Here is a 12,862-nt window from a genome sequence, read left to right as displayed (position 1 = left end):
GATCAGACGTTGTCCGCTTCTGCGTCCGGCTCGCTATCGGTCAGGTTGATTGGGCCGTTCGGCTGCACCGTCGAAATCGCGTGCTTGTAGACGAGCTGCACCTGCCGCTCGCGCTCAAGCAGCATGCAGAACAGGTCGAATGCGACGATATCGCCCTGCAACATCACCCCGTTGACCAGGAACATCGTCACCGATTCATCGGATTTTCGCACCGCATTCAGGAATACATCCTGCAACGCCTTGCCCTTGCTCGCCGGCGCATCGCGCAGATTGCCGCCGAGCAACGACAGGTCGAAATCATGCGACGGCATCACCGTCGAGATCGCATGCTTATAAACAAGCTGCGATTGACCATCGCGGCGCAGCAGCAACGAGAAATTGTCAAACCAGGTGATGATGCCCTGAAGCTTCACGCCCTTGACGAGAAACATCGTTACCGGCGTTTTGCTTTTACGCAGTGCATTGAGGAAGATATCCTGGAGATTCTGGTTCTTATCGGACACATTTGCCTCCTGTTTTTGGCGGTACGACCGCGGGTATGCGCCGGTTTTCCGGCCTTAAGACCTTCTTCTTTGCATCAATATGCGGCAAAGCATGCGTCAGGTCTAGCGCAAAGCCTTTACCCCTCGCCGTCCGAACTCTCGGTGAGCCCCAAAAGTTTCAGTTTTCGGTGCAGGGCTGAGCGTTCCATGCCGATGAAGGTCGCGGTGCGCGAAATATTGCCCGAAAAGCGGTTGATCTGGATGCGCAGATATTCGCGCTCGAAATTTTCGCGCGCTTCTTTCAGTGGGATCGCGGTGATCGATTCCGAATTGGGCAGGATGTCGGTGCCGCCCCGCACCAGTTCGCCCGGCAGCATATCGGCATCGATCCGCGCCAGCCGGTCGCTTGGCGCCAGGATCATCACGCGTTCAATCACATTGCGCAACTCGCGGACGTTGCCGGGCCACTCATGCGCCTGCAAGGCCGCCATCGCTTCCGAACTGATTTCGGGCGGCGGCACACGGCGATCGGCGGCGTAGCGGCGGATATAATGGTCGCACAGGCTGGCTATGTCGTCGCGACGCTCGCGCAGCGGGGGAATATGCACCGGCACGACATTGAGCCGGTAATAAAGATCCTCGCGAAACCGGCTTTCGGCAATCTCAGTCGTCAGGTCGCGCGCCGAGCCCGAAATGATGCGGACATCGACGCGGATCATCGTGCGGCCGCCGACCCGGGTAAAGCTCTGATCGGTCAGCACGCGCAGGATCTTTCCCTGCGTCGTCAGCGGCATGTCGGCGACTTCATCGAGGAACAAGGTGCCGCCGTGCGCCTGTTCGAGCAGCCCGACGCGGATCGCGCCGTCGTCGGTTTCCGACCCGAACAATTCCGTTTCGACTGTCTCGGGATCCATTCGCGCCGACGAAATGACGCGGAACGGCGCATTGTGACGCCCGCTCCACCCGTGCAGCACGCGCGCGGCGACTTCCTTGCCGACCCCCGCAGCACCGGTGATCAGCACTCGACTGCCCGTCCCCGCCACGCGCTTCAGCGTTGCGCGGACATTGTTGATCGACGCGCTGGTCCCGGTCAGCTCATCTGACGGCCCCGCCTTTTCGCGCAGCTGCTCATATTCGAACTTCAGACGTTCGCTTTCGGTCGCGCGCGCCACCAGATGGAGCAGACGCGATGCCTCGAACGGCTTTTCGATGAAATCATAGGCGCCGCGGCGGATCGCCGCGACCGCGGTATCGAGCCCGCCATGGCCCGAAATGACGATGATCGGCAGCGTCGGGTCGAACGCCTTGATCGCCTCGACCAAGCCCAGCCCGTCGAGCCGCGATCCCTGCAACCACACGTCGATTAGCGCGAGCGACGGCCGCCGCTGGCGGATCGCTTCGAGCGCGGAATCGCTGTCCGACGCGATACGCGCCTCATAACCTTCGTCTTCCATGACGCCGGCGACGAGGTCGCAAATGTCGCGCTCGTCGTCGACGATCAGAATATCAAGCGCCATGTTCTTCTCTGTCCTGTCGGTTGCGGATCCGCCCCGGAACCGATTCTGCGTACCCCATGCTTGTTTCGTCGCCCTTCCCTGCCAATCCTTGCAGCCGGTCAGGATGGAGCGTCAGCGTGACGCACGTCCCCTGCCCCGCCGGATTGTCCGAAAACTCGAGCTCGCCATAATGCTGCTCGACGATCTTCTTCACGATCGCGAGGCCTAATCCGGTGCCGCCCTGCCGCGTCGTCATATAGGGTTCGGCGATGGTATCACGCGCCTGCGGCAAGCCGATCCCGTCGTCAGCAACACGGATCAGGATTTCGCCGTGCGGCCCGCCAGCCAGCTCGGCATCGATATGCCCGATGGGAGTCGATTCCGAATTTTTGGAATTTTCTTCAATCGCTTCCACAGCGTTTTTGACGATATTTGTCATGGCCTGCGACAACAGACGACGATCGCAAACGAGCGGCTCGATTTCGTCCGGGGTTTTTACCGCAAAGACGATATCGGGCTTTGCAACCTCGAACAGGAACACCGCCTGGCGCAGGATATCACGGACATCCTCGACCCCGAAGGTCGGCTTGGGCATGCGGGCAAAACTGGAAAATTCATCGACCATCCGCCGCATATCATGAACCTGGCGGATCACCGTGTCAGTCAGCTTTTTGAACGTCGCGCTGTCGCCCTCGATCTTGTCGCCAAAGCGGCGTTGGAGCCGCTCGGCCGCAAGCTGGATCGGGGTGAGCGGGTTCTTGATCTCGTGCGCAATGCGCCGCGCGACATCGGACCAGGCGGCGCGGCGCTGATCGAGCAATTGCTGGGTAATATCCTCAAAGCTCAGGACAAAGCCGTCGCCTTGCGCTACTGCTTTCGCGGCCAGCGTCGCGGGTTCGGCGTTTACGCGCGCGAGTTGGACGATCGCCTCGCGCTCGTCCCCAATCAGCAACTGCGCGAGTTCGGGCGCGACGTCCGCCAAGGGGCGACCGGTCAAGCAATCAGCCGATTGGCAGATCAGCCGCTCGGCGGCGGCGTTGGCGAGCTGGATGCGGTGGTCGGCATCCACCGAAATCACTGCCGACGACACGCCGCTGAGCACCGCTTCAATAAAGCTGCGCCGAGCCTCGAGCTGTTCGTTGACGCTAACCAACGCGCCGGTCTGCCCTTCCAATTGTTCGGTCATTCGATTGAACGCGCGCGTTAGCACCGAAATCTCGTCATCGCGCGCCGGTGGCGTCACGCGCACCGACAGGTCGCCGCCCGCCGCGGTTCGCGTCGCGCCGATCAGCGTGCCTAGCGGTCTGACGATACGGTCTGCAACGACGATGGCCGCGATCACCGCGAGCGCGAGGAGTAACAGCGAGCCGAGATAGAGGGCGCCGTTGAATTGTAGCTGTAAGAGCTGCGAGCGTTGGAACAGCGCGTTATAGTCTGCAAGCACGGTGCCGGCGCGAATCGATTGCTGGAATCCCGGGACATTGAAGTCGCGCGATGCATAGACATAGGCCCGTTGCGCGCCCGGCAACCGGGACGCGGCTTCAATGCGATCCGACTGACGCACAACGACGACTTCCTCGCCCGCTTCGAGGCGGGCAATCATTGTGGGCGAAAGCCGATTGTTAGCGGCGCGATCATCAGGATCGATTGCCGCCGCTGTGCGAGCAACACCGTCCGCGCCAATTTCGATGACCGCTGACTCATTTAGGTTGCGAACGACGACCTGCTGGAAATAATAGTTGGAAAAAGCAGGGTCGCTGGTCGACGCCCGATCGAGAAAAGAACCAAGATCTTTTGCCATCGCAATGGTGTTGTCGCCGACATCGCGTTGATTTTCCTGATAATATCCTTCAGCCAGATTCGCCGCATTCTCGAACATTCCACGCGAGCGGTCCGAGAACCAGAAATCTACACCAAATTGGAATAGCAGCGACGCAAAAATCACGACGAGCAACGTCGGCGCGGCTGCAATCAAAGAAAACAGAGCGACCAGTCGCACATGCAGGCGGCCGTTGCCGCCCTCCATCGATCGTACCGCGCGGGCGCGCGCGACGCGGCTCCCGATCAGCACGATCAGCGCCATCGCCGGTACCAGATTGGCGACCATGATCGCCGCGACGAGCGCAGGGGTGAGGAGGCGCTCGCTCTGCGCATCGCCGGTAACAAAGACATAGGTCGCGATGCCGACGCTGATGACCAGCGCCAGCGTGTAATATTCGGGGACCGCGAAACGCCAGAAGCCCGAACGCACGTCCGGCGCGGCTGGGTCGATATCGTGAGTCAGGGGAGCCGCATGCACCATTGTTGCTATGCTACGACAAACCTGTTGCATAGAAAACACACAAACTGCGCTTGTAAGGGTCGAGTGCCGCTATTTTGAGCTAGTTGCCGTCATTCAAGGATGCGTGGGATCGATATCCAGCTGCCCAAGCCGCTTGCGCAGCGTGTTACGATTGATGCCGAGCCGCCGCGCGGCCTCCAGTTGATTGCCGCGGACATCGCGCAGGACGCGGCGAAACAGCGCTGCTTCGACGATCGCTTCGAGCTGACCGTGGAGTTCGCCCTCGGGCGCGTCACTGGCCATCTGCTCGCGTGCCCAATCATCAACCGCGCGGGCGATCAGGTCGGCGGGCGCCGCCGCGCCGCCGCCTTCGCCATTTTCGTGCAACACCGTTTCGACATCGCGCACCGTCACCACGGTATCGCGTGACAGGACGGCCAGCCGCTGGACGACGTTGCCCAGCTCGCGGACGTTCCCCGGCCAGTCATAGCGCTCGAGCCACTGCATCGCGGCTGGTGCGAACTGGCGGTCGGGGAGACCCGAACCGCGCCCCGCGTCGACAAAATGACGGACCAGCGCGGCGATGTCGCTGCGGCGATCGCGCAACGGCGGCAGCGTCATCGGGATGACGTTGAGCCGGTAGAAGAGATCCTCGCGGAACCGGCCATCGGCGACCAACGTCCGCATGTCGCGGTGGGTTGCGGCGATGACGCGGACGTCAGCACGCAAGGCCTGATTGCCGCCAACGGTCGAATATTCATTGCTCTGCAGCACGCGCAGTAGCCGCGTCTGCGCCTCGAGCGGCATGTCGCCTATCTCATCGAGGAACAATGTGCCGCCCGCCGCTTGCTCGAAACGTCCCGCATTGCGGCTATGGGCGCCAGTAAAGGCGCCTTTTTCATGGCCAAACAACTCGGCTTCGATCAACTCGCGCGGGATCGCTGCCATGTTAATCGCAACGAACGGCCCAGCCCGCCGCAGCCCGGTGGCGTGAATAGCGCGCGCGACTACTTCCTTGCCGGTTCCCGATTCGCCAAGAATGAGCACCGCCAGATCGTTCGATGCGAGCCGTGCGATCGTTCGATACACCGCCTGCATCGCCGGGGCGCGGCCGACGAGGCCGTGACTGTCCGCCTGCGCTGGATCCGTACTCACCATCGGCTCGGCCCGGCGTTGAAGCGCCGCGCGAACACTCGCAGTCAGTTCGTCGAGGTCGAACGGCTTGGGCAGATAGTCGTAACTGCCGATCCCGGTCGCGCGCACCGCGGTGTCGAGCGTATTCTGTGCCGACAGCACGATCACGGGCGTACCGCAATCCACGCGCAGCGAATCGATGCCGTCACCATCGGGCAACACAACGTCGGTGATGACAAGGTCGGGGTGGTGGTCGGCGAGCCAGGCGTTACGCTCGGCGATGCTCCCCACCGACGCGAAATGACCACATTCTCCGATCAGCGTTTCGCGGATGATCATCGAAATTGCGGGATCGTCCTCGACCAGCAAGATCGTCGTTGCGCTGCTCATACTGCGGCCCCCTCCTGCGCCACCGGCAGATGAACACGAAAGCGCGTCCATTCGCCGTCGCGCAGATGCTGGACAGTGCCGCCCATATCGCGCGCCAGCTTGGCGACGAGCGCCAATCCGAGCCCTCGCCCTTCGCGCTTGGTCGTCACAAACGGGTCGAACAGGTCGCCGCGAATGTCGGCGGGAACGCCGGGACCATTGTCGCTGACGCTAACTTCGATCGGCAGCGCGATGCGCCCCCTCCCGTCGCCGTTGTCGATCGACAGGCCGTGGCGATAGGCGGTCGCGAGCCGTACGACGCCGTCGTCGCGCCCGCCCAGGGCTTCGCAGCCATTGGTGACCAGATTGAGCAAGATCTGCACCATGGCGTCATGGTTGCCATGCACCAGCGGCAGCGACGGGTCGAAATCCTCGGCAAAGCGAACGCCCGTAAACTGCCGCGCCCGCGCGGTTTCCATCGCTTGGTGGATCGGCTGGTACAGGTTGATCGGCGCGCAAGCGATCGGCTGGCCGCGGGAGAAATGCTCCATTTGGTCGATCAGCGTCGCGATCCGGTCGACCTCGGCGCAGATCAGCGTTGTGAAGCGTTCGCCGCTGGCATCGGTCTTACGCGCTAAGAGCTGCGCCGCGCCCTTGATCCCCGCGAGCGGGTTCTTGATTTCGTGCGCCAGCATTGATGCGGCCCCGCCCGCGGCACGCCCCGATCGCCCGATCGCGCCGCCCATCAGCTCGGCGTCGCTCTGCGCCGGAATCAGTGCGAGGATGCGGTGGCCGCTTTGACCATAGGGGACCATCTGCATATCGACGAAAATCGCCTTGCGGCCGCCAACCGAAATCTCGGCGCGATGCGCAAACAGCGCTGACGTCGCGGCGTCGCTCATCCGCTGGCGGTAGCTGCGGTCCATGTCGATGACGTCGTAAACGACGCGCCCGATCATCGCCGAGCGGCTCATATTGCACATCTGCTCAGCGGCGGCGTTGACGAACAGGACGACGGCCCCCTTGTCGATCAACAGCGTCGGGACGGGGTGCGAGTGAATCAGCTCGTCATGGTCGAAGTGCGGAATGCTCGACGTGAGCGCGCTCACGCGGCGGCCTTGCTCAGGAACGGGGTGTAAAAGTGTTCGAGGGCATCAAGCACGTCGCGGCTGCTTGGGATCTGGTTGACCATGTTGCGGAACTCGGCCGAGCCATGCAGTCCCTTGACGTACCAGCCGAGATGCTTGCGCGCCATATTAACCCCGGTAATTTCGCCATAATGCTCGATCATCGCGCGATAGTGGGATGTAATTACGTCATATTGTTCGTCGATGCCGGGGTCAGGCCGATCGCCTTCGCCGCGCAGCGCCGCCATCACCTGCCCCAGCAGCCATGGGCGACCATAAGCACCGCGACCGATCATCACGCCGTCCGCACCGCTCTGTGCAAGCGCGGTGCGCGCGTCGTCGGCGGAACAAATGTCGCCATTGGCGATCACCGGGATCGATACCGCGTCCTTGACCTTGCGAATGAAGCTCCAATCGGCCTCGCCGCGGTACATCTGGTTACGGGTGCGCCCGTGGACGGTCACCAGCGTGGCGCCCAGATCCTCGGCAATATGCGCAAGTTCAGGCGCGTTCAGGCTGTCGTGGCACCAGCCCATCCGCATCTTGACCGTCACCGGCACCGACACCGCCTTGACGCAAGCTTGGATCAAAGCCGCAGCGAGCTTCAGGTCGCGCATCAACGCCGATCCGGCATCGCCGCTCGTCACCTTGCGCACCGGACAGCCCATGTTGATGTCGATGATCGCCGCGCCGCGATCCTCGTTCAGTTTCGCCGCTTCGCCCATTTCATAGGGGGTACAGCCGACGAGCTGCATCGACACCGGCTCCTCGACCGGATGCCATGCAGCCTTCTGAATCGACTGCCGCGTTTCGCGGATCGCCGCTTGGCTGGCGATCATCTCGGTGACGTTGAGCCCCGAGCCATAGCGGCGCACCAGGGTGCGGAACGGCATGTCGGTGACGCCCGTCATCGGCGCGAGGATCACGGGATCCGCGATGGTGATGTTGCCGATCTGGATGGGCCGCAGCGGCGCCATGGCGGGAGCTTTCGTCTGATTGCCTAAAATTTGAGCAGCCCGTACACGCTAAGCCGCTTTCCCGCAAGCCGCGGCTGCGCTAACCGGCGCGCATTATGACCGATTCTGCTCCCTCCACCTCGCCACGCGCGATGGTCATATTGCTTGCGGGCGGTCAAGGCAGCCGGGCCGGTTTTGCCGTGCCAAAGCAGATGGCGACGCTCGGCGGCAAGCCGGTGCTGCGCTGGAGCCTCGATGCTTTTACCGCCCATCCGGCGATTGCTGGCGGGGTGCTGGTTGCCAATGATGACGTCATGGCGGCGCTGGGATCGCTGCCGGATGGCTGGATTTCCGCCAATCCCGGGGCCGAGCGACAGCAGTCGGTGGCCAATGCTCTCGCCGCGCTGGCTGACCGCGATGACGAGACGCCGCTGCTGGTGCACGACGCGGCGCGGCCGGGGGTGACGATCGAAGTCATCGACCGACTGCTCGCCGCACTGGACGTCGCCGAAGCCGTGATCCCCACCCTGCCCGTTCCCGATACGCTGGTCGAACAAGCCGGGGATGCCGCTGGCGAGGTCGTCGACCGGACCGCGCTCGCACGTGTCCAGACCCCTCAGGCATTCCATCTTGGGACGCTCCGCCGTGCCCACGCCGCCGCGACGGACGCAACCGCGACGGACGACGCGCAACTCGTCCGCCGCTTGGCCGTGGCGGTGGCAACGGTGCCGGGCGACGCGCGCCTCCACAAACTGACATATGCCGAGGATATGGCGATCCTGAACGGCCTGCTGAGGATCGAGACAATGACACGCACCGCGGTCGGCATGGGTTATGACGTTCACCGCCTCGTTGCAGACAAACCGCTCTGGATCGGCGGCATAGAAATCGCTCATAGTCATGGACTTGAAGGTCATAGCGATGCCGACGTCGGGCTTCATGCGCTGACCGATGCGATCCTCGGCGCGCTGGCCGACGGCGATATTGGCGACCATTTCCCGCCCAGCGACCCGCAATGGCGCGGCGTGGCGTCGCATCGCTTCCTGGAATTTGCCGCCAACCGCGTGGTCGAAGGCGGCGGCCAGATCGACCATGTCGATCTGACGATCATCGCCGAGGCACCGAAAATCGGCCCGCACCGCAGCGCGATGCGCGCCCGGATCGCTGAAATCCTTGCGATTCCGCTCGATCGGGTTAGTGTGAAGGCAACGACAACAGAGCGGCTGGGCTTCACCGGTCGCCGCGAGGGGATCGCTGCGCAGGCTGTCGCGACTTTGCAACTTCCGGAGAATTGACCGTGCTGCCTGACGATGAAACGCGGTTTGCCGTGCGCAATAGGCTGGCGACCAGCGTGCTCGCCAACAATCGCGCCGCGGGTCGCAAGATCGCGGTCGCCGAAAGCTGCACCGGCGGGATGGTCAGCGCCGCGCTGACCGATATCGCGGGCAGCTCTGACGTGTTCTCGGCGGGTTTCATCACCTATTCGGGTCATGCCAAGCAAAGCCAGCTCGACGTCAGCAGCGAAATCCTTGAAACCTTCGGCGAAGTTTCACTGGCCACGGCATGGGCGATGGCCACCGGCGCGCTCGCCAACAGCGATGCCGATATTGCAGTCGCGATCACCGGTATAGCTGGTCCCGGTGGCGGATCAGAGAAAAAGCCGGTGGGCCTGGTCGTTTTTGCCCGCGCGCTGCGCGGCCAGAATTCAGACGATTATTTTACCCAGCGGGTGCAGTTTGAAGGCGGCGATCGCGCCGCGATCCGCCACCATGCCACATTATTCGCGCTCGACCTGCTTCAACCCGAAAGGGACGAACTACGCCCGTCGGAAGACATCGCCCTTCCCGCCGCGTAAAGATCGTCGGCGCGCGTTTCGAACGCCGCGATCATCTTGCGCAGCGCCTTGTCGAACATCTGCCCGGCCAAGGCTTCGAACATCCGGCTGCGGAAGGCAAAGTCGACCATGAAGTCGACGCGGCAACCGCCGCCTTCAACCGGCGCGAATTGCCATTCGTTCCTGAGGTGGCGCATTGGGCCGTCGATATAGCTGACCGTCACGGTGCGCGGGCGGTCCTTGTGAACGCGGCAGGAAAAGCTTTCGCGCAGCCCCTTGAAGCCCACGATCATGTCGGCGACCGCCTCATGCTCGCTGTCACTACGGATTCGCAGCGCGATGACCCAGGGCAGGAACTCGGGGTAACGCTCGATATCGGTAACGAGCGCGAACATCTGCTCGTCGCTATACGGCAGGACGCGGGTTTCGTGGTGCCTTGGCAAGCGCGGGGTCAGTCGATGCTGGAGCGCGCCAACTGCGCCTCGCGCGCGGCGCGCATCCGCTCGAAATCGTCGCCGGCGTGATAGCTGGAGCGCGTCAGCGGCGACGAAGCGACTTGCAGGAAACCTTTGGCGCGCGCGATCTGCGCATAGGCGTCGAATGCCTGTGGCGTCACGAAGTCGATCACCTTGGCATGCTTCGGCGTCGGTTGCAGATATTGGCCCATCGTCATGAAATCGATGTCGGCGCTGCGCATGTCGTCCATCACCTGATGCACCTCCATCCGCTGTTCGCCCAGACCGAGCATGATCCCCGACTTGGTGAAGATCGACGGATCGCGGCGCTTGACGCTTTCGAGCAGGCGTAGCGACGCATAATAGCGCGCACCGGGGCGGATCGTCGGATAGAGCCGCGGTACGGTTTCGAGGTTGTGGTTATAGACGTCGGGCCGGGCATCGACGATCGCCGCGATCGCGCTTTCGGGCTTGTTGCGAAAATCGGGGGTCAGGATTTCGATCGTCGTCTGCGGTGTCTCGCGGCGCAGTGCGTTGATCACCTTGACGAACTGGCTTGCCCCGCCGTCGGGCAGGTCGTCGCGATCGACCGAGGTGATGACGATATGGCTCAGCCCCATCTTCGCCGCCGCAATCGCAGTATGTTCGGGCTCAAGCGGATCGACCGCGCGCGGCATCCCCGTCTTGACGTTGCAAAAGGCGCAAGCGCGCGTGCAAGTGTCGCCCAGGATCATCACCGTCGCATGCTTCTTGGTCCAGCATTCGCCGATGTTCGGGCACGCCGCCTCTTCGCACACGGTGTTGAGGTTCAGCTCGCGCATCAGCTTGCGCGTTTCGGCATAGCCGGGGCTGGTGGGCGCCTTGACGCGAATCCAGTCGGGCTTGCGGGTGCGCTGGCTGGGCGTCGAAACGGGCTGTGCGGGAGCGTTCATTTTGCCCACATAGTCGCGCACGCGCCTCTTCTCAACCTCCCTAGCTATGCTAAGGCGCGTGCATGACTCACTTTGCAGATATGATCGACGGTTACCGTCGTTTCCGAAACGGCGGCTGGCAGGAACAGCGCGAGCGTTGGGACGGGTTGGCCGAGGGGCAATCGCCCAAGGTGATGGTGATCGCCTGCTCCGACAGCCGCGTCGAACCGTCGCAGATTTTCGATACCAATCCGGGCGAAATCTTCGTTGTCCGCAATGTGGCAGCTTTAGTGCCGCCGTTCGAAACGACGCCGGGCCGCCACGGCGTGTCGGCGGCGCTCGAATTCGCCGTTCAATTCTTGCGGGTCGAGGAAATCGTCGTGATGGGGCATGGCCTGTGCGGCGGCTGCCATGCCGCGCTGCATCGCTCGATGGCGGGCGCCGAGCCCGGCCGCGGCGGTTTTATCGCCGACTGGATCGCGATGCTCGACGACGCCAGCGAGCAGGTGCGTCGCAATCATGCCGACATCGACAACCGCGACGCCGGTCGCGCGATGGAACTGGCCGCGGTGCGCGTCAGCATCGACAATCTGCGCACCTTCCCCTGCATCCAGGAAAAAGAACGCCGCGGAACGCTGCGGCTGCGGGGCGCCTTTTTCGCGATCAGCGACGGGGTGCTGCATCTTTTAGAAGAAGCGACGGGGGAGTTTGAACCCGCCGCCTGAACAGGAGACGCGATATGAGCAAGAATGCGATGTGGCTGACCCTCATTTTTGTGGCGGCGGTGGTCGGCGCGTTCATGGGACCGTCGTTGGCCAGCGTTCTATCCCCGGTAACCTTGCTCATCCTGTCGGTGCTTCTCATCGGCGGCATCGTGATCTTCTGTTTCTGGGCGCTGTCGAGCAACAAAAGTGGCGCGAAGGCGGACACAGCGGCGATTGCCGACGCGCGAACGATGCAAGCGCCGACGGGCAAAGCACGCATCTATGTTACGCGCCGTGGCTTTGTTGCGGCGCTGCAGGGCATGAACGTAACGCTCGACGGCAGGGGACAAGGCCAGATCAAGTCGGGCCAGATGCTGATGGCCGATGTCAAACCGGGGCCACACCGCCTGCATATTGCAACCGCCAAGGCCAAGCTGGCGCATCCTGCCGAATTTGACATCGATGTCGGCGCGGGCGGGGTCGTGGTGATCGGCGCGATGATCGAAATGGGCGCCTTGAAAGGCAGCATCAGGCTGGAACGTCTCGACGCCGCGAAGGCGCGCGAGGATGTTTACGCGACCAAATTGATGCTGTGGGAGGTTCCGCCCGCAACAAGCTGATCACATGAGCGTTATCGTTGGGGCGGTGGGTGCAATTTGTCGTTAGCGGTCGTCGATCGTAATGATCTAGGGAATCGCGTATGTCACATTCGCCTGCCCGACCGGCTTATTCGGATCGTCGGTCCAAATCCGCACATCCATCACCGCGAGCCGTTTGCCGAGGCGCAGCATATGGGCGTCGGCGAACAGCGGCCCGGGGCGGCACGGGCGCAGGAACTGGTAATTGAGCGCACTCGTCACCGCCATCGCGACCGGGCCGATATGCGCGAGGACGAGCGCATAGGCGGCCATGTCGGCGAAACCCATCTGCGTCGGACCGGAGATTAACCCGCCGGGGCGCAACGCCAATTCGGTCGGCTCCATCCGGGCCTGAATATGGCCCGGCACGGCAGAGACGACGGCGCCGCGCGAGCCCGGCGCAGAATGAGGGAAGGCTTCGGCCATAAACGCGTTGAGCGCATCCGCGTCCAAGCGGATGGCGCTCGACGAGATT

At 62.9% G+C, this 12,862-nt stretch carries 13 protein-coding genes; 4 read left to right on the top strand and 9 right to left on the bottom strand.

Going from position 1 to position 12,862, the window contains the following annotated elements; genetic code table 11:
• Positions 1–2: 2 nt before the first annotated feature.
• The 6 genes from hfq to dusB form a co-directional block, all read right to left on the bottom strand.
• On the bottom strand, positions 3–503 hold the full coding sequence (gene hfq / locus CDQ92_RS12980) for an RNA chaperone Hfq (RefSeq protein WP_088441798.1): 501 nt from the start codon (positions 501–503) through the stop codon (positions 3–5).
• A gap of 116 nt (positions 504–619) precedes the next feature.
• Positions 620–1,999 (bottom strand): nitrogen assimilation response regulator NtrX, encoded by a 1,380-nt coding sequence (gene ntrX / locus CDQ92_RS12975; RefSeq protein WP_088441797.1) that lies wholly within the window; start codon positions 1,997–1,999, stop codon positions 620–622.
• The gene (locus CDQ92_RS12970; protein WP_229667099.1) at positions 1,989–4,280 is read right to left on the bottom strand and encodes a sensor histidine kinase; all 2,292 of its coding nucleotides are present in this window, start codon (positions 4,278–4,280) and stop codon (positions 1,989–1,991) included. The genes ntrX and CDQ92_RS12970 overlap by 11 nt, the downstream gene beginning before the upstream one ends.
• A 93-nt stretch (positions 4,281–4,373) precedes the next feature.
• Positions 4,374–5,783, bottom strand: a complete 1,410-nt coding sequence (locus CDQ92_RS12965) for a sigma-54-dependent transcriptional regulator (RefSeq protein WP_088441795.1) — start codon at positions 5,781–5,783, stop codon at positions 4,374–4,376.
• Complete coding sequence (locus tag CDQ92_RS12960; RefSeq protein ID WP_088441794.1) at positions 5,780–6,871, bottom strand: two-component system sensor histidine kinase NtrB; 1,092 nt, start codon at positions 6,869–6,871, stop codon at positions 5,780–5,782. Before CDQ92_RS12960 ends, CDQ92_RS12965 begins: the two co-directional genes overlap by 4 nt.
• Positions 6,868–7,866 (bottom strand): tRNA dihydrouridine synthase DusB, encoded by a 999-nt coding sequence (gene dusB, locus CDQ92_RS12955; protein WP_088441793.1) that lies wholly within the window; start codon positions 7,864–7,866, stop codon positions 6,868–6,870. Before dusB ends, CDQ92_RS12960 begins: the two co-directional genes overlap by 4 nt.
• 95 nt (positions 7,867–7,961) lie before the next feature.
• On the opposite strand from dusB, the gene CDQ92_RS12950 reads away from it, so the two are divergent.
• Positions 7,962–9,140: a bifunctional 2-C-methyl-D-erythritol 4-phosphate cytidylyltransferase/2-C-methyl-D-erythritol 2,4-cyclodiphosphate synthase gene (locus CDQ92_RS12950; RefSeq protein WP_088441792.1), complete on the top strand. Its 1,179-nt coding sequence runs from the start codon at positions 7,962–7,964 to the stop codon at positions 9,138–9,140.
• 2 nt (positions 9,141–9,142) lie between these two features.
• Entirely contained in the window at positions 9,143–9,700 is a 558-nt protein-coding gene (locus CDQ92_RS12945) for a CinA family protein (RefSeq protein WP_088442238.1), read from the top strand.
• Here CDQ92_RS12945 and CDQ92_RS12940 read toward each other — a convergent pair.
• The gene (locus tag CDQ92_RS12940; RefSeq protein ID WP_088441791.1) at positions 9,643–10,122 is read right to left on the bottom strand and encodes a type II toxin-antitoxin system RatA family toxin; all 480 of its coding nucleotides are present in this window, start codon (positions 10,120–10,122) and stop codon (positions 9,643–9,645) included. The genes CDQ92_RS12945 and CDQ92_RS12940 overlap by 58 nt on opposite strands.
• 8 nt (positions 10,123–10,130) lie before the next feature.
• On the bottom strand, positions 10,131–11,066 hold the full coding sequence (gene lipA / locus CDQ92_RS12935; protein WP_088442237.1) for a lipoyl synthase: 936 nt from the start codon (positions 11,064–11,066) through the stop codon (positions 10,131–10,133).
• 62 nt (positions 11,067–11,128) lie between these two features.
• On the opposite strand from lipA, the gene CDQ92_RS12930 reads away from it, so the two are divergent.
• Together CDQ92_RS12930 and CDQ92_RS12925 are read left to right on the top strand one after the other, a co-directional pair.
• Positions 11,129–11,770 carry a carbonic anhydrase gene (locus CDQ92_RS12930; protein WP_088441790.1) on the top strand — a complete coding sequence of 214 codons (642 nt, stop codon included), beginning with the start codon at positions 11,129–11,131 and terminating at the stop codon, positions 11,768–11,770.
• 14 nt (positions 11,771–11,784) lie between these two features.
• Entirely contained in the window at positions 11,785–12,369 is a 585-nt protein-coding gene (locus tag CDQ92_RS12925; RefSeq protein ID WP_088441789.1) for a hypothetical protein, read from the top strand.
• Positions 12,370–12,435: 66 nt separating this feature from the next.
• Here the strand turns inward: CDQ92_RS12925 and CDQ92_RS12920 are convergent, their stop codons facing one another.
• Complete coding sequence (locus CDQ92_RS12920) at positions 12,436–12,813, bottom strand: PaaI family thioesterase (RefSeq protein ID WP_229667097.1); 378 nt, start codon at positions 12,811–12,813, stop codon at positions 12,436–12,438.
• Positions 12,814–12,862 lie beyond the last annotated feature (49 nt).

The organism is Sphingopyxis bauzanensis, from assembly GCF_002205675.1.
GTDB classification, from domain to species: Bacteria; Pseudomonadota; Alphaproteobacteria; order Sphingomonadales; family Sphingomonadaceae; genus Sphingopyxis; species Sphingopyxis bauzanensis.
The sequence above is the reverse complement of the archived record's forward strand: the minus strand, read 5'-3'. Positions and strand labels throughout refer to the sequence as shown.

Excerpts from the sequence above, each read along its gene's own strand:
- CDQ92_RS12950 (WP_088441792.1), top strand. The coding sequence starts at position 7,962 with ATGACCGATTCTGCTCCCTCCACCTCGCCACGCGCGATGGTCATATTG.
- CDQ92_RS12970 (WP_229667099.1), bottom strand. The coding sequence starts at position 4,280 with ATGGTGCATGCGGCTCCCCTGACTCACGATATCGACCCAGCCGCGCCG.
- dusB (WP_088441793.1), bottom strand. The coding sequence starts at position 7,866 with ATGGCGCCGCTGCGGCCCATCCAGATCGGCAACATCACCATCGCGGAT.
- lipA (WP_088442237.1), bottom strand. The coding sequence starts at position 11,066 with ATGAACGCTCCCGCACAGCCCGTTTCGACGCCCAGCCAGCGCACCCGC.
- CDQ92_RS12925 (WP_088441789.1), top strand. The coding sequence starts at position 11,785 with ATGAGCAAGAATGCGATGTGGCTGACCCTCATTTTTGTGGCGGCGGTG.
- CDQ92_RS12930 (WP_088441790.1), top strand. The coding sequence starts at position 11,129 with ATGACTCACTTTGCAGATATGATCGACGGTTACCGTCGTTTCCGAAAC.
- ntrX (WP_088441797.1), bottom strand. The coding sequence starts at position 1,999 with ATGGCGCTTGATATTCTGATCGTCGACGACGAGCGCGACATTTGCGAC.
- CDQ92_RS12965 (WP_088441795.1), bottom strand. The coding sequence starts at position 5,783 with ATGAGCAGCGCAACGACGATCTTGCTGGTCGAGGACGATCCCGCAATT.
- CDQ92_RS12920 (WP_229667097.1), bottom strand. The coding sequence starts at position 12,813 with ATGGCCGAAGCCTTCCCTCATTCTGCGCCGGGCTCGCGCGGCGCCGTC.